Source organism: Porphyrobacter sp. MBR-49, assembly GCF_053628655.1.
Genome location: NZ_JBRJGU010000005.1, coordinates 218,651 through 240,419, shown reverse-complemented (window position 1 = coordinate 240,419; position 21,769 = coordinate 218,651). Strand labels below are relative to the sequence as shown.

At 59.6% G+C, this 21,769-nt stretch carries 11 protein-coding genes; 3 read left to right on the top strand and 8 right to left on the bottom strand.

What is annotated here, in order from left to right; genetic code table 11:
- Window positions 1-28 precede the first annotated feature (28 nt).
- Both ACSSV3_RS09015 and ACSSV3_RS09010 read left to right on the top strand, forming a co-directional pair.
- A complete protein-coding gene (locus tag ACSSV3_RS09015; protein WP_354324210.1) occupies window positions 29-3,328 on the top strand; it encodes an STY4851/ECs_5259 family protein in 3,300 nt (1,099 codons plus the stop codon).
- Window positions 3,318-9,278, top strand: coding sequence for a DEAD/DEAH box helicase (locus tag ACSSV3_RS09010; RefSeq protein ID WP_354324211.1), 5,961 nt, complete (start codon window positions 3,318-3,320; stop codon window positions 9,276-9,278). Before ACSSV3_RS09015 ends, ACSSV3_RS09010 begins: the two co-directional genes overlap by 11 nt.
- An 85-nt stretch (window positions 9,279-9,363) precedes the next feature.
- Here ACSSV3_RS09010 and ACSSV3_RS09005 read toward each other — a convergent pair whose 3' ends face one another.
- The 7 genes from ACSSV3_RS09005 to ACSSV3_RS08975 are packed head-to-tail and all read right to left on the bottom strand — an operon-like array spanning window position 9,364 to window position 18,509.
- Window positions 9,364-10,074, bottom strand: a complete 711-nt coding sequence (locus tag ACSSV3_RS09005; RefSeq protein WP_354324212.1) for a M48 family metallopeptidase — start codon at window positions 10,072-10,074, stop codon at window positions 9,364-9,366.
- Entirely contained in the window at window positions 10,071-13,307 is a 3,237-nt protein-coding gene (locus tag ACSSV3_RS09000; protein WP_354324504.1) for a type I restriction endonuclease subunit R, read from the bottom strand. The genes ACSSV3_RS09005 and ACSSV3_RS09000 overlap by 4 nt, the downstream gene beginning before the upstream one ends.
- A 26-nt stretch (window positions 13,308-13,333) precedes the next feature.
- Window positions 13,334-14,173 carry a DUF3800 domain-containing protein gene (locus tag ACSSV3_RS08995; protein WP_354324213.1) on the bottom strand — a complete coding sequence of 280 codons (840 nt, stop codon included), beginning with the start codon at window positions 14,171-14,173 and terminating at the stop codon, window positions 13,334-13,336.
- Window positions 14,170-15,333 (bottom strand): restriction endonuclease subunit S, encoded by a 1,164-nt coding sequence (locus tag ACSSV3_RS08990; RefSeq protein ID WP_354324214.1) that lies wholly within the window; start codon window positions 15,331-15,333, stop codon window positions 14,170-14,172. Before ACSSV3_RS08990 ends, ACSSV3_RS08995 begins: the two co-directional genes overlap by 4 nt.
- The gene (locus ACSSV3_RS08985; RefSeq protein ID WP_354324215.1) at window positions 15,326-16,366 is read right to left on the bottom strand and encodes a virulence RhuM family protein; all 1,041 of its coding nucleotides are present in this window, start codon (window positions 16,364-16,366) and stop codon (window positions 15,326-15,328) included. The genes ACSSV3_RS08990 and ACSSV3_RS08985 overlap by 8 nt, the downstream gene beginning before the upstream one ends.
- Window positions 16,366-17,922 (bottom strand): type I restriction-modification system subunit M, encoded by a 1,557-nt coding sequence (locus ACSSV3_RS08980; protein WP_354324217.1) that lies wholly within the window; start codon window positions 17,920-17,922, stop codon window positions 16,366-16,368. Before ACSSV3_RS08980 ends, ACSSV3_RS08985 begins: the two co-directional genes overlap by 1 nt.
- Window positions 17,919-18,509, bottom strand: a complete 591-nt coding sequence (locus ACSSV3_RS08975; RefSeq protein WP_354324219.1) for a restriction endonuclease subunit S domain-containing protein — start codon at window positions 18,507-18,509, stop codon at window positions 17,919-17,921. The genes ACSSV3_RS08980 and ACSSV3_RS08975 overlap by 4 nt, the downstream gene beginning before the upstream one ends.
- 313 nt (window positions 18,510-18,822) lie before the next feature.
- Between ACSSV3_RS08975 and ACSSV3_RS08970 the strand changes: the two genes are divergently transcribed.
- Window positions 18,823-19,041 (top strand): hypothetical protein, encoded by a 219-nt coding sequence (locus ACSSV3_RS08970; RefSeq protein WP_454184794.1) that lies wholly within the window; start codon window positions 18,823-18,825, stop codon window positions 19,039-19,041.
- Window positions 19,042-19,049: 8 nt separating this feature from the next.
- On the opposite strand, the gene ACSSV3_RS08965 is transcribed toward ACSSV3_RS08970, so the two are convergent.
- On the bottom strand, window positions 19,050-21,752 hold the full coding sequence (locus tag ACSSV3_RS08965; protein WP_354324220.1) for a conjugal transfer protein TraG N-terminal domain-containing protein: 2,703 nt from the start codon (window positions 21,750-21,752) through the stop codon (window positions 19,050-19,052).
- Window positions 21,753-21,769: the final 17 nt, after the last annotated feature.

Sequence of the window (21,769 nt, the reverse complement as noted above, 5' to 3'; positions counted from 1 at the left end):
TTAGCGCTGAATGTGCGGGGGCAATTCGTTGATCCAGGAACGCGATTACAAGGCTGAGATCGAAGCCGCGCGCGAAAATCCCGTTCAGCTACGCAAGATCGCTGCCGACATTCACCAAGCGGGTGGCCCGCAAATTCTCATGATCCGGGCAATCCAGCTCGCAAAAGCTGCCGAAGCCGGTCCTCATCCGCTTGGTAAAGTGAGCGAAGCTCTGGGCCTGCCGAGGCCGAGTGGCCTGCCACTTTACCGCTATAAGCTAGCGCCTGGAACATTCGAGCGCATTGAGAGAAAGTTGTCGACGGGTCTGCAATCCGAACTGCAACATCCCGCCCTTGCCCCTGCATTTGTTCTCTGGGCCGCAGACTGGTTTCGCCGTTCATATCAGGGCGGGCTTCAGCGGTGGGCGGATATCGAAAATGCCTTAGGACTGCGGCTACCTCAGGATGTTTGGCGCGACCTTACAGACAAGGGGTTCCGCGTCTGGAAAATTGAACCTCTGATCACCAACCATGGGAATCAGCGGCTGTCCAACCTTGCGCGTCATGGCGGATTTCCGGCCGCCGCGATGGCAAACGGAGCAAGCTGGCCCAGAAAGTTTCTCGAACGGGTGATTGGCGAGCTTCTGGGCTCAGACGCGCAAGACATCGGTTCTGCTGTCGTCACTTGCGAGAGGAACGAATACCTGCTCCCGCCGATTTGGCGTAGTCCGGAGATGTACGCAATCTGCGGTGAGCTGGCACTCAAGATCGTGGAGTTGCGGGCTTTCGCTGACAAGGAAGGCCCCGCAGACGACCGCCCCTACTCAGCGCGTCTGGACGAAGCCTACGAAGACTGGCGCGATGAGCTGCCAATGACTTTGGACGGGGCGGCGGCGGCTTTGATCGATACGCTGCTGGAAGCGAAAAAGCTCTCAGGCAGCGGCAGCATCCGCATTGCGCGGGTCATGTCTGCAGATGGTGAAGATTGGCGAGAGTGCCTCGAATTCCATCTCGACGGGCGATGGGACGATAAAAATCAGTTGCTTTCACCAGAGCATCACAGTCGCATATTTCTGCAGCCATCTGATGGTTTGGCTGACAGAATTTCCGGCAGACTTGCTTACCTTGAGCACGAGGATGCGAACCGCTGGATCGCCAGACCGATGCGAAGCGAAGCCGCAATCGCGTTTCCATTCGAACTTCCCGTAACGGCTGAATTTCATGCGCGCGGCGATCGGCTGACACGCAGTTTTGTACTCCCTGGCGGCAAGCCCGTGGGCGCGGGGCTGCGTGTGTTCGAACGACGCGGCACAGATGACCAACGCCCAGCCTTTGCTCTGATTGGTCAGGGCTCCGGCGCCTTCCGGGCGGAGCCTGTTTTTATCGATGCTCCTCAGGACTGGTCGTTGCGAGGAAAGGACGGCAACGCCGAGATCGAGGTCGAAGACTTTGCTTTTGCGCCAGGACGCTGTCTTTATAGGTGTGCGGGCACAATCATCGCTCGGAAGAACAACGGGGACCGCTTCCTGATCCGCACCGGGCAAAGCGCAGATCGCAAGGATCGGCTCTCAGTGATCGCCGAGACGGTTTCTGGGCTTCAGACGCCAGATGGCGAGCAGCTCTACAGGCACCCGCTCCATGCGCAAGTGTCGGACGGCGTTTCACGCCGCGTTGCCTCTCGCGGCGAGGTTCGTTGGCGGATTGCCGGCGACCGTGAATGGTGTGAAAATCTGGACGCTGCGGGACCAGGCTTGTGTGAATTTGCGTGGCTCGATGGATCAACAGGCCATGTGCGCGATCGGCTGACCGCCTTCGTGCTGCCCGCTGCCTTTGCGCTCACCCAGCGGAACAACGGGACTTTTGCCGAAATAGAACTGAACGGTTGGGACGGTGAATCTGCCCTTGGCGCAGAAACACCCTGCTCAAGGCACAGCTGGAGGATCCGGATTGATCCGCCACGCCGGGCGTTGCTGACTTTGCGCTTGGCTTCCGCGTTTGCTCCTGCCTTCGATCTGATAGTTCCGATTCGATCAAAGGAATGGCTCACAACATGGGACGGAGATCTACTTCCGCGCGACGCAGTTTTGGGCCTTGCCGATCTTCGTGACGCAGTGGCACGCGTGCCGTCAACGTCGACTCTTTTGGGAGAAGTGCGCCAACATACTGGTGCTGCATTAGAGGCAAGCTGGCGGATCGACAGTCAACTTGGTCTCTCGGCCCTGCGAACAGATATTGCAGCACTGATGCGCCCCCTTGGCATCGATGCCCAGGTCCGGCTCGATTTTCATAACGGGAGCAACGACCACTGGTATGTCACCGAGTTTGGGAATGCCCTCGAACGGGAGCCAAACGGAGGGTTGCGTCCAAAAACAGCGATAGTCGGGGAGGATGTTAAAGTCTGCGGACGGTCCCTCGGGACTCCGGAGATAGAAGTAGAATTTGGCAGTTACGACGGCCTGCAGAGCGGACTTGGTGGGCAAATGATTCACTTGCCGCGTCTCAAAGGTGATTGGCTGGTCTACCTCCGTGAGGGTGCTCGCGTTCTTACGCGACCCAAGTTTGTCGCAGGTGACCCCGATCACGAAGTTCCGCAACACCGGCTCGGAAGAGCAATGGCCCAACCGCTCGAACTGGCTCGGGAGGATTTACAAGCACTCGTCAGTGAAATTGTTCAAAATCCGACTACGACAGATGCTAACCAGACGATACAAGCCGTCTTAAAGCTCGCCCTGTCACTCGACGGACTCCCGCCCCAGACTTTCGAAATATTCGGCCAATTTGAGCAAGCGGGGGCATTGGCCCCGCTGCTACTCTACCGCTGCGAAGAACAACACCTGTCGACCATTCTCGAATTGTTCGATGGTCTTTGCTCAAGCTGGGTTCTCTTGCCTTATGGAGCATGGGATTCTGCTTTCCAGGCTCAGGGGCACTATCTTGTTAGCCGCCTGGATGATCCCCAATGGGCGATAACGAGGCTAACAGAACGGCAGAATGAAATCGCTGCGCGTGCGCCGCAGTTAGCACCGCTGATTTGTCGCGATTTTTCCCCGGTGACTTGGGAGGAGGTGCGCAGTCACTTCACCGGGCACACCAGCGAGGGCATCAGCACAGACGCGGCTGGCTTCAACCCTTTCCGTCCCGCCTTTCGCGACCTGCTCCCGCAAGAAAACTTCCTCGAATCCCTGATGCGGGTCCTTGACGCGCCATTTGCCGCAGCCTTCGCGGCGATGGGTCGCATCACGCTCGACAAGATTCAAATTCTTACGGTGAAAGACGTCGAGCGACGTCATCTCGCATATTTTTCAAAAGCCTATGGCTACGCCCTCACGGAGCTCAAGAATGACCGCTGATCATGTCTCCCAGCCTGCTCGTCTATCGCCGATGGATGTCCATCGGCGCTTGCAGGCTGGTCTCGCAGAGGCGGTCGTGTCTCGGGCTGGCATTAGGCATGAGGGCCTCAATGCCTTCCTTCGGCACCATCTCGCAGGCACTGATCTCTCCAACGGAGCCCTGCTATCGGAACAGCTCTTTCAGGCGGCACCCGGCTATGTTTCATCAGGCAAACGCCCTGCCGAACTAACCCAGCTGCTCCACCCCCGAACAATTGAGGCAATCGCGCAAACGCCTGACAGCGCCTTGCGATTCGATTATCCTGCATACGCCCACCAGCTGAGAACTTGGGAGCTGCTCGGCAGTCCAGACCCTCAATCTGTTTTGGTGTCCAGTGGGACAGGTTCCGGTAAGACTGAGTGCTTCCTCGTTCCGCTGCTCGATGATCTGGTGCGTGCATCTGAAGCGGAGGGCCAGCTGACAGGCGTGAGGGCGCTCATGCTGTATCCGCTTAACGCGCTGATCGCGAGCCAGGAAAAGCGCCTCACGGCCTGGACGAAGCCGCTCAAGGGCGATGTACGCTTCGCTCTCTACAATGGCATGATGGGGACGGCGCGGAAATCAAGCCGCGACAAGGCCGAACACGAAATCCCACATCAGGTTCTCTACCGCGAAACTCTTCGCGCGAACCCGCCACCAATCCTGGTCACGAACCAGACGATGCTTGAATACATGACGATCCGGCGCGAGGATCGTCCCATACTCGATGCCTCACGCGGAAAGCTGCGCTGGATCGTGATTGACGAGGCGCATAGCTACATCGGTTCGGCGGCTGCGGAGCTCTCACTGTTGCTGCGCCGCGTCATGAATGCGTTTGACGTGACGCCCGATCAAGTGCGCTTCGTGGCGACGTCAGCTACGATTGGGTCGGCCGATGAAGCGGAGGCGGTCGCTTCATTGCAGCGGTTCTTGTCCGATATCGCCGGCGTTCCCCTTGATCGCACGCATGTGGTGATCGGTAAGCAGCAACCGGTCGATCTTTCGAAGGTACTGACTGCATCGGACGATCCGGCAGCCAGCGCAGTGGCTGAGATGCTCGAACAAAAGCCGCAGACGATCAAGATGCTGTCGTCCATGACAGCGTCCGCCGAAAAGATCCTTCTCGACCTGTCTGCGCACAATGCCCAAGAAATGAGGCCGATTTTGCCAATGCGCGCGCACAGCTTCACGCGCGCCATTCCTGGCCTTTGGACTTGCATCAACCACGACTGCACGGGGGGGACACGTCCAAAAGACTGGCCATTCGGCCCCATCCTTTTCGATCAGAAGGACAATTGCCCCCACTGCCAATCACTTGTTTTCGAGATCCACAGCTGTCCCGACTGTGGCGAGCCCTTCCTCCCTGCCGACGACCTCGGGGACCGGATCTTGCCGCGGCAGAGCAACCAGGACACCGACGAATTTCGCGAAAACAGTTACCGCGATCGTGATCATGAGGACGACGACGAGGAAGCGCAGCAAGCAGATGGGATCGCGCATGCTCGCCTGATCACAGTCAACGCGCCGGCACAGGGGACCCCTGTAGGATTTGAGGTGATCACCGGAGAATTGAACGATAGCGAAAACCGGTTTTCGATTACGCAGCTAAACGAAGGGCGCTGTCCTGCCTGCCTCAGCAGCAAACGCCACGGACGGCCTGCAATGCTGCCCTTCCGCTTTGGCACCCCGTTCCTGACCCAGAATGCAGCCCCAATTCTGCTCGAAGGGGTCTCTCCGCAAGATGCAGAGCATGCCCTGCCATTCGATGGTCGTCAGTTGATTAGCTTCTCCGACAGCCGACAAGGGACCGCCCGGTTCGCAGCCAACATTGAAACCAATGGCGAGCGCGGATTTGTTCGCGGCTTCATCTACCATGCCGTCCAAAAGGCAGCTCAAGGCGGCGCTCTCTCCGATAAAGACCGGCAGGAACTGCTTCAAAGGCGGGCGCGATACGCCAAATTTGTTCAAGAGGATCCGTCGTTCATAGACGACATCGCGAAGATCGACGCCGAGCTTAGTGACGGAGGTTCTGCAGGAATACCGTGGAAGGATCTGGTTGCGGCACTCGCTGCAGAGCCCGCCATTGGCATGATGGCCAAAGTCTGGGATTTGGATCGCAGCGAGCGCTTTCATGACAACCGGGAGGCACTCGCTCGCTTCATGCTTTTGCGCGAGCTCGCTCGCCGACCGCGAAATGCCAACGCGATGGAGACGCTTGGACTTGCGCGGCTCCGCTTCCCAAGCATCGAGAAAATAGGTCAGGAAAAGCTGCCCGAGGTCGTGGCCCAGAGGGGCTACACGATTCAGGATTGGCGCGATTTTCTCTATTACATGGTTGACTACCTGCGCGGTCAGTTCGCCCTTGAGGTCGACGACGGCGATGCTCGGTGGATGCCGGGACGCGCTCGCCCCCGCAATGTGATCGGCCCCGATCAACCACCGGGTGCAAAGCGCGACGTCTCTTGGCCAACGGTCAATTTGAAGGGGCGGCAGCCCGATTCCATTCTCCTGCTCGCCGCTGTCCTAAATCTGGATCTCTCCTCGCAACGGGATTGTCACGAAATCAACCAGCTCATGCGAGTGGCATGGGGTCAGCTCGAGCCGCTATTGTCGGGAGTTGGCGGAACGTACAGCCTGCGTCTCGAGAAGACTGCTGAAGTCGAGGCGGTGACCAAGGCCTGGCAGTGCCCGCTTACCCGCCGTGTTTTGCCGCGACTGGTTTTTGGCAGGTCGGCTAATCTGGTCAGCGCAGGGAAGGTTTTTGCAGGCCTGCCCGTCAGCGAAGTGGAGTTCCCGCGCCTTCCTGCGACGAGGCCATTCTCGGCGGAAGACCGCAAAAGAATAACAACGTGGCTTGATGCAAGCGAAGCGGTATCGATGCTGCGGGAGCGCGGGATCTGGATGAACTGGCACGATCAGGCCGCGCTCGCGACCCCTTATCTGCGCGCCGAGGAACATAGTGCGCAGCAACCCCCACACCGGCTGCGCGATTTTGAAGAACAGTTCAAGCAGGGCGATATTAACCTCCTCGCTTGTTCGACGACGATGGAGATGGGCGTCGACATTGGCTCGATCGAGGCGGTCATGATGACCAATGTGCCTCCTTCGATTGCCAACTACAATCAGCGTGCCGGTCGTGCGGGCAGACGAGGCCAAGGGTTTTCGACAAGCCTGACAATTGCGCGTAACACACCTCTCGATCTGGAGACTTTTGCCGATCCCGCCAGCTACCTCGCTCGCAAGCTTGCTTCGCCGCGGGTGTCTCTGGATTCGGACCGCATCGCTCAGCGCCACGCGAATGCCTATTTGCTCGCGGAGTGGTTTCGAGAGGTGGATGGTGAGTTCGCCCGTACCAAGACCGGCGACTTCTTTGGATGCAGAGCCGATCTCCAACCGTTCCAGGGCCTGGCTCCTGTGGACGCCTTTTGTGAATGGGTTCGCCTGCCGAGCACTGCACAGAAGGCGGAAGCTGGTCTTCAACGTCTACTGAAAGGTACGGGTCTCGCATTTGACAGCGAGGTCCGGGAGCACGCAGCGGCCAAATTCGAGGAAGAAGCCGCGAGCTTCCGGCAGACCTGGCAACGATTGAAGGATGATATCGATGCCCTCGATGGTCCCGCAAAGAAGGCGATCGAATTCCAGGCACGGCGCCTGTGTAAGGAATACTTGCTGAAGGAGTTGGCCAATCGCTCGTTGATCCCAGGAAGCGGCTTCCCGACAGCCGTTGTTCCGTTCGATACGTTGTGCGCAGAAACCCAGAAGGCGCAGGAGCGCTATCGCTCCGACGAGGAGGGTACCCGGGATCGTCGCTACGAATGCCCCACCCGTAACGCCGACATCGCCATACGAGAATATGCACCGGGCGCTGAGGTTGTGGTCGATGGGCTTGTCTGGAAGTCGGCAGGCGTAACCCTGAATTGGTTGAGCCCGATCGATAGCGGTCAGCGCGAGCCGCAGAACTTGCGTTGGGCCTGGTGGTGCGATCAATGTGGCGGAGCCGGCTCCGACCACCAAATGCCCGAACGCTGCGGCCATTGTGGCGAGCCGAACGTCAAGACTGAACAATTCCTCGAACCGGCAGGTTTCAGGGTCGACTGGAACGCGCAACCCCATGCGGACACCGATCAGGCTGTCTACATCGAACCGAAGTCACCAAAAGTCAGCGTCGGGGACGTCTTCTGGCAGCCTTTGTTGCAGCCGGAAACGGGTCGCATTCGCGCATCGCACGATGGCTACATCTACCACCATTCGCGCGGACCCAACGACAAGGGCTACGAGATTTGCTTGGAGTGCGGACGGGCCGGGGAAGCAGGCGCCGATGCGCTCAAGGATCACTGGCCGCTGACGCCGCGCGACCGCAAGGTCATCGATCGCTGTCCGGGTAACGATCAAGGCTACGCGATTGCGCGGCCCTTGGCCCTGGGGCATCAGGTACTGACTGACGTGGTCGAGATCCAGTTGCCAGGGCTTGAAAGCGATGGCGCGGCTTGGGCAGCAGGGGCGGCGCTGCGTGAAAGTCTCGCGCGCTGGCTCGGCATTGAGCCGCGCGAACTTGGTATCTCAGTCGCTCCACGGGAAGGCCAGTTGGGACGGCGTGTGCCCTCGATCTATCTCTTCGACGAGGCGTCGGGTGGTGCTGGATATGCGCCAAGACTACTCGACGATATCTATTATGTTTTTGAACGAGTATCTCGTGTTCTCGATTGCCCCAAGGAATGTGAAATGGGGTGTTCGGCCTGTGTTCTTGCGGCCGATCTCTACAAGCAGCAGGGTCAACTAGACCGGCGGGCAGCGTTGATCGCCGTGCAGGCTTTTCTCGCGAAAAACGCCGAACTGCCCGCGGAAGACCGCGCGGTTCCAGACGCCAAGGCAGTCAACGACGCGGCCAACGCCATTCTATTGCGCGCCCGCAGCGGAGATCGCGTCACGGTTTTTGCACCTGATGCTTTCGATCTTGCTCAGCTGTCCTCAATCAAGATGCGCTCGTTCTTCTCGTCCGCCTCAGCACGCGGCGTTCCGGTCACGCTCGTTTTAACCCCGAATTCATTGAACAATCTGGCAGAGGTGGAACGCCGGTCCCTGCGCGACGCAGCCATCCGCAATGACTTTCAGCTTGCGCTGGGCGAAGCCGAAAGAGGTCACTTCGGCAGCCATCGTATCGCCGAACTTGTCTCCCAAAACAGCGCCAAAGGCTTCTTTTCACGCGACGAAAATGCAGCGCAGCCCGGCGAGAGGTGGGGCGTTGGTGAAACACATGCTGTCGTTGCCGGTGGCGTCAATCCGCCGACGCCCTTCACTCTGATAGCTGCTGACGATCTCGAGCGCCAAGTCGCTCCCGGGGACAAAGTGGAGGTTATGCTTGGATTTGGCCAATGCCCGGTGGGGCAGTTCGGCAAACGTTTCGGCGCAAAGTTGAAGCAGCATATCGAGGCCGCAGGCGTCTGGCATGCGGGCCAGCTGGTCAGAATTTCCTATTCCGATCGCTATCTCAATGCCCCGCTGCCCATGCTTTTGTTCCTGCGGACCTGTGAGTTTCTTGCCGCCGAGCTGAAGGCTGGCGACACAGTTGAAGTCGACATCGTGGTGCAGCCATTGAAAAAGGACCGTCCACACTATCGAATCTTTGACGACTGGGAGCACGAGGACGACCGCGCGGACGTGGCGCAATTCCTAGGCGAGAAGCTCAGTCTCGACGTTGCGTTGGAAGTGACCGATACCGCCATTCACGGGCGGAAGCTCGAATTAGAATTCGCGGATGGACGCAAAGCCCTCGTGCTTCTTGATCAGGGTTTCGGGTACTGGCGTATCGTTGGTAACTTACCCCGCTATGATTTCCGCGCTGCTCCAGCTGCACAAGCTGGCGACCTTTATCGATCAAATGCTGCGGTGTCGGGGACTGGGGAAAGCTATTTTGCTGTGGCGCGTCGGTGAGGCATCAGCCTAATGGATGGCGGTGGTTGCCTCCACATCGATGATCACTGCGTTCTGCGGATCGATGAAATAGTTGCTGGAACAGCTACGTGAATACGATTTCCAGCTTGGCCTTACGTCGCGCATGATCAGGCATCAGCTTCCCTAGCAGGCGGGCAAACTCTGGCCCGTGATTTGGGTATGGAAGGTGGCAAAGCTCATGGGTGATCACATAGTCGATCAGTGGCACCGGCACCTGCACCAGAACATGGTTGAGCACCAAGCTGTGCGACGTTGGAACATAGCTGCCCCAACGCCGCTCCATTTCGACAATCTTTAACTTGGGGCGTTCGAAGTCCGTGCTGAATGGCTGAATGCACGCCGATAATCGTTCAGAAAAGATACGATAACCCTGAACCTCATACCACCGCATCAAGCGATTTCGGATTCTACGCGGTTCATCTGAAGGCACGCCGCCAACAATGATCCGATCGTCCTCGCGGCGGGTACCACGCGCCTCAGGTTCAATCCGCAAACGGTATTGCCGACCAAGAAAATAGTGGGTTTCACCCGGGATGTATCGGCGAGGGGGCAAGGGCGGAGTTCGCAAGGCAGACTCATCGACCTTGTCGAGAATCCATGAGGCTCGCTTGCGGAGAATAGCTTCAATCTGCCTTGCTTCGGCAGCCTCAGGGGCAGTGACAACGACGCTGCCGTCCGGCTTTACAGAGATTCCCAGGGTCTTTCGCGCAGATCTGCGGAGCGTGTAGTCGAACGCTTCCGTGCCGATTTCCAACCGTCCGGCCACCTCGGTCATTGAGCCGCTAGCTTTCTGGCGCGGGCAATGGCCTGATCGAGCATATTGTCGACCAGATCGAAATCTAGGCCATACTGACCGCGCTTGTTCTTGATTTCATCGATGAGAAAGTCGTCCATGTCCTGCCGCATCAGCTTTTCGACGTCTGCGTCGTTGGTCCAGCCCACGCGGGCGTGCTGTCCAATGATGTTCGCGAACTTGAGAGCGATGAGCGATGCCATTTCTTCGGCCTGGACGCCCGAGACTTCACGCATGGAATCGGCGGCCTGCCGGTAAAGCGCACTGGTCAATGGATTGCCACGCACAGCTTCGGGCAGGTCACCGCCACCCTCACCCTGAGCCTCGCGCACAACAGTGGCACGCACATCCTGCGCCTGGTTCAGATACTCAACCTCGCTCAGACGCCCCTCGCGGAATGCGTCGATGATTTCCTGAACCATGCGCGAGAAGCGGACATAGAGCGCGGGGTCTTCCTCCATTCGCTCATTGATGGTGCGAGTTGCCGCCGAAAGAATGGTGTCGGCAACGGAAGCGGGGCTTCCGTTCTGTCCTTCGACCACCTGCCGGAAACTCTGATCGTCGAAGATATCGACGGGGGGAACCACGGACATCAGCTCGCTGGCATCGATATGCTTGTCGAGCAGGGCACGGATAGCCGCCTGATAGCGGCGATAGTCGTAATCCTCGTCAGCATCGCCGTAACGAAGGCGGACCGCCCGGCGCAGCTCCTCGAAGCGCTTCAGGTCCGCCTTGTAGTTGGCAATGACCCGCTCGTTGGTCTCAGCGATCCATTGCTGGCACGAGAACGCAGTCTGCAGCGTGCGGGCGAACGCGCTCAGCCTTTCATAGAAGCGCCTTCGGGTCAGTTCCTCGCGCAAATGGAGCTGGTAGGCTTCCATGTCGAACGCATTGCCGATGCCCTTGAACATGTCGAGCAGCGCGGCATGCCGGTCTGGCAGGAGCTGTGCCTCATCGTGGAGCGAAAGCATGGCCTCGGCGACGTCACTTTCGTCGTAGCCTGCGAACTCGCGATAGCTGGTCAGCGCCTGATCGAGGTTGCCGAGGCTCCCGACATAATCGACGATCCGGCCATATTCCTTCTCGTGCAGCGGGCGGCCCATTTCGTCCTCTTCGCTTGACGAGAACAGCCGGTTCACCCGCGCAATCGCCTGCAACAGCTTATGCTCACGCAGTTCCTTGGCGAGGTAGAGCGTCTGGTTGCGCGGCGCATCGAAGCCGGTGAGCAGCTTGTCGACCACGATCAGCACATCAACGCCAGTGCTTGCGATGAATGCCCGGATCGTGTCCTTCTCAAAGGTCTTGAGCGGCTGCAACGCCGTCACCTGCTTGAGGTATGCCTTGACGACATCATCCTCATCCTCGGCACCCACAGCGTCGTGGCCCTGCCTGTCGTCTTCTTCGGATATGATGACTGCGCTGGTCACGAGCCCGGTTTCGTCGAGCAGTTTCTTGAGCATCACCGCTTCCCGCTTGAACGGTGCGACCAGCTGCGCCTTGTATGGCGTGCCACGCAGGTTGCGCTCGAAATCGTTGGCGACGTCCCAGGCCACTTCCTGAAGCCAGGGCTTCACTCCCTGCACCACCTGCGCCCGGGCCATGCGCTTCTTGAGATCGGCGCACTGGTCGGCCGAAAGTTCGCGCGTCACGCGGTCGAACCACTTGTCGAGCGGGGCCTGCTGCACCGCCATGTCAACATGGCGACCCTCATAAAGCAGCCGGACCACCGCCTTGTCCTCAACGGCGCGATCAATCTTGTAGTCGTGGATCAGCCCGCCGAAGCGGTCGAAAGTGCTCTTTTCCGACTTGAGCAGGGGCGTTCCGGTAAAGCCGATATAGGCAGCCCGCGGCAGCACCTTGCGCATCTGGGCGTGCAGGCTGTCGATGTCAGTCACGGCCTGACTGCGATGGCTTTCGTCGACCAGCACAAAAATGTCCTGATCATCGTCCACGAACTGACCCGCAGCGGCAAGGCCCGAGCGGAACTTGTGGATCAGTGTCGTGACCACCGCGCGCTTTTCCCGGAGCAACCGGATCAGCTCTTTGCCCGTAGCGGCCTGTTCGGGCGATTTGCCGGTGTCGCGGAAGGTGCCGGTAAGCTGGTCGTCGAGATCGACCCGGTCGGTCACCAGGATCAGCCGCGCACGGGGATAGGCCCGCTCGATCGCGCCCGCCAGCATCACCATGGTGAGCGACTTGCCGGACCCCTGCGTATGCCAGATCACACCCCCGGCGCGTTTGCCTGCCTTATCGACCTGTGCCACGCGATCCAGCGTGCGCTCAACGCCGAAGAACTGCTGGTAGCGGGCGACCTTCTTCACGCCATTATCGAACAGGGTGAAGCCGCGCACGATCTTGAGCAAGCGCTCGGGCGTGCAGAGGCCGATCAGCGTGCGGTCGAGTTTGGTGGGCAGACGCCCGCCGCTGCCTGCATCCATCAGACGGTCATGGGCTCGGCGGAACGGGCTGAAATCGGTCCAGATCCGCGCTGCCTCTTCCGGGTCGAGCCCGCGATTGACGCGCGTGTGCAGCTCGCCCTCGCCAAAGCCTTCCTCGCGCCAATGCGCCCAGAAGGGGGCGGGGGTTCCAGTAGTGGCATAGCGCGGAGCGCTGTCATTGGCGGCGATCAGCAGTTGCGCGGGCACGAACAGCCGGGGGATTTCGCCGTCCGGGTTCTGGTTGCGGATCATCTGGCTGACGCCCTCGGCGGTGGCGACGGCGCTCTTCTTCACTTCGATCACCACCAGCGGCACGCCGTTGACGAACAGCACGATGTCGGGCCGCCGGGTATCGTCCCGCCGTTCACGCCGCACCGCGAATTCGCAGGTCATGTGGAAGCGGTTGTTGGCGGGGTTGTCCCAATCGATGACGCGCAGCTGGCGCCCCTTGGTCTCCCCCTCGATCGTCATGTCGACCGAGGTGCCGAGCCGCAGCATATCGCTCGCCCTGCCGTTTGCGGTGAGCAGCCCTTCAGAGAGGTTGGCGGCAAGACCCTTCAGACGGTCCACCGCCTCGCGCGCCGCAGATTCGGTCACGGGATGGCTGCGACCGCGCTGGCGGACCGTGTTGAGTGCGAGGATGCGTTCGGCCAGCACATCTTCCAACACAATGCCATCAAGCCGCCCGCGCCGCTCGGCATCCACCTCAGCGCGGGGCATGTAGCGCCAGCCATTGCGCGCGAGCGTCATCAAGGCGGCAAGCTGCACACCGCCCATTTCCGAGGTCGTGAAGCGGGGCGCGCTCAAAGCGGCCAATCCGGATGTTGGGCTGCGCGGTAAAAGGCAACGCAGAGCTCGTTGGGCGATTGCCCGATCTTCTCGCGATGCGGTTCGAGAATGTCGATCAGCCCCTGATAATAGGCTTGCTCGCCAGCATAAGCTTCCGGCTGCGACTTCAACTCAAGGTGGCGACGATACACATAGCTGATCGCATCAGCGACCTGCACCAGTGACGAATGGTCCGACTTGATGGCGAACGCCGTGTTGATGATGTGATCGAACCGGTTCTGGTCTGTCCGCGGGAGCCAGACGCTTTTCCCATACCGTTTGCCCCGGCATTGATACAGCCCGTCATACCAGTCGCTGCAATCGTAAAGACCGTCTGAAAGCTGTGGCATCTCCTTCTTGTTGTCATCCATGATGAGAACAGTCAGGCCCTTGCTGTTGGCTACGCTCTGCATCTTCTTCTGCACCAGCGCGCTGGTGAACATGCTAGCAGCGATCCAATAGCTGTTGCCGAACGGGTGCCCATGACCAGCGCCCACGGCCGCGTCGAAGGCGTTGAATGACAGTCCGATGCCGAAGATCTTGCCGCCATTGGCCACAGCGAGGCGGCAGATCTCGGTGAGGAAATCCTTGCGTTCCTGTGCATCGATCTGATTCCAGGCGCCCTTGCCATTGATAAAGCGGCTCGTCTTGAGATCGCCCCGGTTGCCGGGGTGCTTGGCAAACAGCGCCTCAAGCTTCGCATCGAAATCGGCGGTTTTCTTCCGAAGCTTGTAGGCGTCGACCATCAGGCCGCACATGACGAAGACGTCACCCTGATCGCGGCCGCCGCTTTCATCGACATAGATGAACTTCATGCTGCCACCTCGATGGTGCCGGGAAGCAGTGCGTCAATGCTTTTGGGGACCGGCAACTTACCGGTGAGCAGTTTCTGCATGAGGCCGCGCTTCTGGTTGCGGAGAAGATTTGCCATAGCTTCGAGCTGCTTGACCTCATCGGAAGCGCTTGTGAGGGTCTGCCCTATCCGCGTCCTCTGATCCTTGGGGATTTTGGGGATCTTGATGGTCTTAAGGTCGGACGCAGAAATGGCGGGGTAGCCCGAACCCGTAACGCGAGCGTGAACTTGCCGTTCGACGATTGCGGACGTCATCAGGTGAAAAATGAATGCGCTATCGCCATTTTCCTTCGGGCTAAGGATCGCATAGCCAGTCGAGAACACCGCGCTTGGGTGCTCATGTACAATGAAGAGCCGGCGGAGGAGAGGGCGAACCGTAGAATACGCCACATCTCCGGGTTTTGCGAGCCGACGGGCGCGAGACGGGCTTACCGAATATGTCATCCACCCCCCAGCCTCGTCGTCGTCGCCAATAGGAAAATACTCGAACTCGAAGTCAGGCGCAGTGGCATTGGGCAACGACGCTGAGTTGACGCGCGTCAGGGTGCCGAGCTCGACGGCATCAGGCCAGCAGTCCAGTTGCCTTTCTGCGGCGGAGATCAACAGCTTCTGTTTTGATTTGGCGAGCTTTTCGCAAGCAGAAATGGCTTCATCCCATGCATCCAGCACCGCCACAATGCGGCGCTGTTCGTCAAGATCAGGCCATTGCACCGGAATTTGCAAGAATTCTTTGGGGTATAGACGTAGGCGATCGTCCGTCAGGCCATAGGAATAAGCCCAGAGCAGATAGAGCGCGCGGTCTGATTTGAGCCAGTGCGCGGCGAAACGGGGATCGAGCGTCGACTTGGCCCGCAGCACAACGTAGGCTGGGCTGACATTGACCGGCGCGCTGGCGAGACCGAACGCTCCCTGCCACATGCGCATCATATTGTAGGCGATGTCACCGGGTTCGACGAGCGAATGCTGCTCAGCGGACAGGCTGGTATCCATCTTCCGGTCCATGTCTTCGCGAAGCACAAGGCCGTCGTTCATGGTGACCGAAGCAAGCGGAAGACCGGGCCGCCCCTTCCGCTTGCTGTGCGTGAAGTAGTGGGAGAGCTTATTGGTCTGGGGATCAGACATCGTCCTTCCCCTTGCGCTTCGGTTTCTTCTTCTCTGCCGCGATACGCTTGGCCGCCTGTGTCGCCTCCTGGAAATGCTGCTCGACCGCGCTGGGGGCATTGATGCGGCGCTGGTTCCAGATGGGGTATTCCGCCTCCACCTTGGCCATGGCGGCGGCATGGCTGATCCGTCCTGCGCCGGTAAGGATGTCGCGATCCGCCAGCTTCAGGAACTCGTCCAGCTTGGCGATCCAGTCCGCCATATGCATCGGGCGCCGCCCCTGTGCCTGCAATTCGGCAAATTCGAGATAGGCCGTGGTGACGCGGTTGAGCGGCTCGATCTGCTCTTCGCTCAGGTAGTTCTTGGCAATCATCGCATCGGCCTTGCGCGGGGACTTGCCCTGTTTCTGGCCGTCCCAGTGCGTCAGGCCCATATGGTCCTTACTGGCATTGGCATGGCTGTAGATCACTTCGGCCGCCGTCTGCCCGTGCGCGGCGTAGTGCATCTTGTTCTGCACCGTCTTGAAGAACCGGGTCGAGCTTTCGGCGCGTGGATCATAGTCCACGCTGGTCGCGTAGATCTCCAGCACCTTCTGGTAGAACCGCTTTTCCGAACTGCGGATGTCGCGGATGCGAGCGAGCAGTTCCTCGAAATAGTCGGTATCGGGGTCCTTCAGGCGCTCGTCGTCCATGACGAAGCCCTTGACTAGATACTGGCTGAGCGCCTCTGCTGCCCAGCGCCGGAACTGCATCCCGCGCGGGGAGCGGACGCGGAAACCGACAGCGAGGATCATGGGGAGGCTGTAGTGGGCGATGCGGCGAGATACCTCGCGCTTCCCCTCCATTCGAACCTGTAAGTAATCGTTACAGGTTGCCGCCTGCTCCAACTCTTCGTCCTCATATATCGCGCGAATGTGCTGGGTGACAGCCTGCGGGGTCACCTGGAATAGCTCGGCAATCTCAGCCTGGCTGAGCCACACATTGCCATCGCGCGCCTGAAGGCGAATGATGGTGACGCCATCCTGGGTCTGGTACTGGATCAGGTCACTGGCCATCAGAGCGAGACCCCCAGTTCCTTCAGGAAGCCGTCCATGCGCTTGCGCGTATCGGCCAACTGCTTTTCCAGCGCCACGATCTCGGCCTGAACAGCGGCAATGTCGACTTCGGCTTCGGCCTCGAAGGTGTCGACGTAGCGGGGGATGTTGAGGTTGTAGCCATTCTCCCGGATCTGAGCGCGCTCGATGAGGGCGGAATAACGCTCCACATCCTTGCGCGCCTGATAGGTGGCCACGATCTTGGCAATGTGGCCTTCCTCCAGCTCGTTCTGCTTCTTGCCGGGGGTGAAATCGCGGCTCGCATCGATGAACATCACATCATCCACGCCAGCGCGCGCGCCGCCCTTTTCCCGCGAACGGTCGAAGATCACAATGCACACCGGGATGCCGGTGGAGGGGAACAGCTGCGCGGGGAGACCGATGACCGCATCGAGCAGGTTCTCCTCGATCAGCTTCTGCCGGATCACACCTTCGGCCGCGCCCCTGAACAGCACCCCATGCGGCGCAATCAGCGCAACCTTGCCCTCACGCGGACGGGCGCTTTCGATCATGTGGCTGACGAAGGCATAGTCCCCGCGCGACTGCGGCGGCAGGCCGCGGTGGTAGCGGTGGAAGCGATCGTTCTTCGCCGTCTCGCTGCCCCACTTTTTGAGGCTGAAGGGCGGATTGGCGATCACCCGGTCAAACCGCATCAGCGCATCTTCGGTCAGGAATTTGGGGTTGGTCAGCGTGTCGCCCCATTCGATGCGCGCGCTATCCAGCCCGTGAAGGAACATGTTCATCCGGGCGAGTGCCGAGGTCTGGTTGGTTGCCTCCTGTCCGAACAGCGCGACATTGGCCTCGCTGGCGTGGTGCTTGCCTTCCTTCTCCGCCACATATTCGGCAGCGCGGATCAGCAGCGTGGAAGAACCACAGGCCGGATCGCAGATGCGGTTGCCCGGCTGCGGATCGGCGAGCTTGACCAGTAGCTCAGACACCTTGCGCGGGGTGAAGAACTCGCCCGCCTTCTTTCCCGCATCGCTGGCGAAGCGCGAAATCAGGTAGATGTAAGTTTCGCCGATCACGTCTTCGGCGGTGTCCTTGCCCGAGAAGCGCGAGGGCGAGAAATCGAGCGCTGGCTTGTGGAAGGTGTCGAACAGATCCTTCACCCGCCGGTTGCGATCTGCCGTTTCGCCCAAACTGTTGCGGCTGTTGAAATCGACTGCGGTGAGCACGTTCTCCAGCTTCGCAAGGTTCGCGTCTTCGATCGCTTCGAGGGCGATGTTGACCAGCTCGCCGATGTTCTCGGCGTTGCGCTGCGAGTAAAGGTCATGGAAGCTGGTGCCGTCAGGGAGCTGGAAGCGGAAGCGCGAAAGGCGGCGTGCAATGCGCGTTTTGTCGCCGTCGTACTGTTCGGCAGCCTGCTTGCGCTCGTCCGCCCAGATGTCGCTGAGGTACTTCCAGAACAGGAAGACAAGGATGTAGTCCTTGTAGTTGGCTGCATCGATGGTACCGCGAAACGTGTCGCAGGCATCCCATGCGGCTTTGTTGACGTCGGACTGTTTGACGGGGGTCATAGGGTGGCTTCTTTCATGGGCAGGGCAGCGGCCTCGGCCAGACAATGATTGATGAGGGTGGAGCGAAGGCGGGCAAGGTGAACGGCCAGACGCAGTTCCTCTGCCGCCTCGCGTGCAAGGGAAACAATCGCCGACTGACGCTGCCAGTCAGGAATGGGAACCTGAAGACTTTTCAACGGGCCTAGCGGAAGGCGCTTGGCTGCTGACCCTTCCCGGCCATCGGCAAGGATTGCCTGCGTTGTCGGCAGATTGAGGTAGGTAACGATGTAGTGCGGGCTGACGCATTCTGGATCGGCGAGCCTGATAACGGCAAGGTCAAGGGTGGCGAACAGCGGCGTGCCCTCAAGATCGGCAGGGTCAATCACAGCGGCGTTGTTGGCATTGCCGCGCAATGAGATCACGATGTCAAATGCACGCAAGGTCCCAGAGCTTCCAGAGGGAGGGGCGCCCACCTTTGTGAGCAGCCGGGGAAGAACGCCGCCGCCATCAAGGTCGCCCACCATCACGGCGCGCGAGTCGCTTGCTCCCCGCACAACGGCGGAACCGCTAAATATGCTGGCGCATGCCTGAAGGTGGATCGCTTTCATGGATTCTAGTTCTAGCCAAAAATCAGAAAATGTCAATGGAATCGCATTCCAAGGGAAAATCGTTTATAACGGCTTCGGCTGATGTCGCATATGGCTGGCCTTATGGCGCTTGGCGTCGCCTACTAACTGATGAAGTGCAGCCTGACGGTTCGTTGGGGATCGCGATGTGTAAGGCATCATTGTGGACCGTGTACTCGCCGGCGCGATCAGAATGCTCTGGCGCGGCTGGGAACCAATTTGCATCTGCCGAAATTTGCTAGCCCCGCTCGAGTGTTTCCTCTATGTTCTAACAAGAAGCGGGATGAATGCCATCATGACCAATTTCGATAACGAAAGCTCCAAAGCTCGCGAAACCCGCAATTGGGATGGGCTGTCCGAGATCGATCAGGCAATCCGTGACAACAGGCTGATGGAGTACCGGGTCAAGAAATCTTGGGCTGATCCTTGGGGACGCAAGCTGACGATACTAGGCGTTTCCCTCATCGTTGCAGTGTTCGCTTTTTTGGCAGGCGCGTCATTCGGACTGTGGTGATCCGAACATCACCACTGCTTTACATCATCCGCTGCCTCTGCACTCGCGCCCTTGGCGCCCTTGGTAACTGCGTCCAGGCGCGATTTCGATCCGCCTATCGTCTGGCGACCGCCAGCCTGAGCTCGCTGCACCTCATTTTGGATGGTTACTGTGTCCACCTGAGGGACCTCAGCTGGAACTCCCTGGCCAATCTGCGCGCGCCCACGCACGGAGCCTGGACCGGATATCGAAGGGCGAGAAACGGGCTGACCTGCGGATAGAACAAGGCGATCTTCAATCCCGTCGCGAAGTTGCTCGGCGTAGCTTCCGATGAATTTCCCCTGCAGTGCTTGGCCTTCCGAGCTGAGCTGGAAAGCGATGTCGTCGAACCGCGCGGTGCCGTAGAAATCGCGATTGCCTTCGATCTCGGCCAAGCCCCAGTCTCTATAGGCTTGCGATAGGTTGAGGTTGCCCGCTGCACTGTCGCCTTCGAAGAAAGATGCTTGGCTTTCGAGGCGATTGGCAAGCTCTTCAGCCCGGCGTGCCTCTACGGTGTAGCTTTGCGCCTCTGTCAGAGAGGCATTCAAGCCGCTCGCGGTGCTAGAGACTGACGAGTTAGACGAGGTACTGACGGACCGGACGAAGCCGTCGCGGGTGTTCGACCAATTTCGGCTATCCGACATTTGAGACAGACTCCCGAAGATTCGCGAACGATCCTCCGATGCTATGCCGATATCACTGTCGGTCCAGGTCCGTGTCCCACCGCCCTTTGCGCCTATGCTTCCAGAAAGCACCCCATTTGACAGGCCCGCTTTGGCTCCCGCCTCGCCACCAAGGAACCAGGCCGTAGAGATGTCATCAGCGGCCCTGCGCGAAAGCCCGAACTGCCGCTGTAGGTTGGTGGATGCTTGATCGACCTCGCTGAACGCGGTTTGGATGCTGTCGGAGTTCGATGTCCCGCTGGCGCTCTCGAAGGAATTGCCCTTGCTGAACTGGTCCCTGAGCTCGCGGAACCTGCTCACTGCACTGGATGTCGATTCCGCGGCGACGTTGGCATAGCTTTCGCTATTGGCACGAGCCTCCGATGCCATCGTCGACAGCCGCGATGTAAATTCCTGCCCCAGCGTCGGAGTGAAGGGATAGCTCGAATTCGGCAGCTGATCGTAGCTGGCTTGGCCGAAGCTCGTGGTGACCGCGCCGCTATCGCTAACCGTGCGGGTCTGCTGTGCGCCATAGGTGAAGCTTGGGGCTACCGTTCCTTGTGCGAACTGACGTGTCATGACGCTCGAGTTCTCGAAGCTGGTATTGCCGAGCGAGACATTGCCGGTGCTCGCCTCGCGGGCAGCTTCTTCGGCAGCGTTCTGGCTCGGATTGAGATAGCTCGTTGCCTGATGCGAGATCGCCATGGCGCCCCTCGCAACACCGCCAGCGAGGAAAGGGACTGAGGCGATCAGGTATCCTGCAAGAAGGCCGATATCGCTGTTGACGTCGGCCATGCCGGTGAAGCTGGCAAGGCTCAGACCGTTCGCGCCCGTCGCCGCAGTCATGTCAGCCGAGCCCTTGTACATCAGCATCATGTGCAAAATGACGAACAGGGGGCCCCAGGCGGCAAGGTAGAAGAAGCCGGTGACATAGCCTTTCAGGGCCATCGGCCCAGTCTTGGGCATCAGGAACAGCGGGAAAAGGACCGGGAACAGCGCGTAGAACAGCACCGTAAGTACGATGTTGAGCAGCGGCACCCACTTCATCGCGTTGCTGGCAATCGAGCCATAGGTCCGCTCGGTCTGAATGTCGGCGCGCGTCTGCGCATAGACATCGACATTCCCGGCACCGGTTGCCGCTGACATGGAATGCATCGCCTGACTCATGGCGTTGATGGTGAGCGTCTGCTTGAAGATGTCGGTCGCATTGGCCGATACGCCGGTGAGGTACTGGTAGGCCACGGGCAGATCGGCAAACAGCTTGGCTTTGGCGAGCGTCGCCGTCTGATTGGGATAGAGCTGCCGCCCGAAGACCGTGCCCATGCTGTCGACGAGGCTCGTCCACTGGCCATTGAGCGCGCCATAAGCTTCGCGGCAGGTTACGATATCCGAGATCACCTCGCCCGAACTCGCATCGCGCGTGAGGAAGCGCTGCGCCCGTGCCAGGCTGCCGGGCGCAATGGTCGCCCAGATGTCGCCGCTCTCGGCCAGTTCCTTCATCGAGTAGCGACCCAGCAGCACATCGTAGAAGACGCATTGCCGGAAATGCTCATCGAGATTGGCGGCAAATTCCGGATCGGAGATGCGCAAGGAGCGCGTCGCATCATACAGCCGCGCGCCATAGATCATGCCATTCTTAGAATAGTTGAGATCGCCGGGAAGGGCGAACACCACCTCGGCCGAGCCGGTGAGATAATCGCCCACCTGGCTGGTAAAGCTCGCCATTAGCGCAAGGCCTAGCGGCACATTGCTGACAGTGGCTGGCGCGAGGCTGGGATTGAGCCGGTCGGTGACGCGCACATCGAGCCGCGGCACCATCAGGCATGAGTAGATGAGGGTCGCACCAAGGAACCAGTTGATCCATGCGCGCCAGTCCTGATTGAAGGCCAGCGTGATCGCCGACAGAGCGAGGCCCATGACCATCACGACCTGCAGCAGGCTCTTGTAGCCGCCGTTGCCGGTCCAGGCAGCGACAGCCTGAAAGACATTGACGAGATAATCGCCGCCGCCGACCGTGAAGATCTCAACCATTGTGCTGCGCTTTCGGC

Excerpts from the sequence above, each read along its gene's own strand:
- ACSSV3_RS09010 (WP_354324211.1), top strand. The coding sequence starts at position 3,318 with ATGACCGCTGATCATGTCTCCCAGCCTGCTCGTCTATCGCCGATGGAT.
- ACSSV3_RS09005 (WP_354324212.1), bottom strand. The coding sequence starts at position 10,074 with ATGACCGAGGTGGCCGGACGGTTGGAAATCGGCACGGAAGCGTTCGAC.
- ACSSV3_RS09000 (WP_354324504.1), bottom strand. The coding sequence starts at position 13,307 with ATGGGCGGTGTGCAGCTTGCCGCCTTGATGACGCTCGCGCGCAATGGC.
- ACSSV3_RS08995 (WP_354324213.1), bottom strand. The coding sequence starts at position 14,173 with ATGAAGTTCATCTATGTCGATGAAAGCGGCGGCCGCGATCAGGGTGAC.
- ACSSV3_RS08990 (WP_354324214.1), bottom strand. The coding sequence starts at position 15,333 with ATGTCTGATCCCCAGACCAATAAGCTCTCCCACTACTTCACGCACAGC.
- ACSSV3_RS08985 (WP_354324215.1), bottom strand. The coding sequence starts at position 16,366 with ATGGCCAGTGACCTGATCCAGTACCAGACCCAGGATGGCGTCACCATC.
- ACSSV3_RS08980 (WP_354324217.1), bottom strand. The coding sequence starts at position 17,922 with ATGACCCCCGTCAAACAGTCCGACGTCAACAAAGCCGCATGGGATGCC.
- ACSSV3_RS08975 (WP_354324219.1), bottom strand. The coding sequence starts at position 18,509 with ATGAAAGCGATCCACCTTCAGGCATGCGCCAGCATATTTAGCGGTTCC.
- ACSSV3_RS08970 (WP_454184794.1), top strand. The coding sequence starts at position 18,823 with ATGACCAATTTCGATAACGAAAGCTCCAAAGCTCGCGAAACCCGCAAT.
- ACSSV3_RS08965 (WP_354324220.1), bottom strand. The coding sequence starts at position 21,752 with ATGGTTGAGATCTTCACGGTCGGCGGCGGCGATTATCTCGTCAATGTC.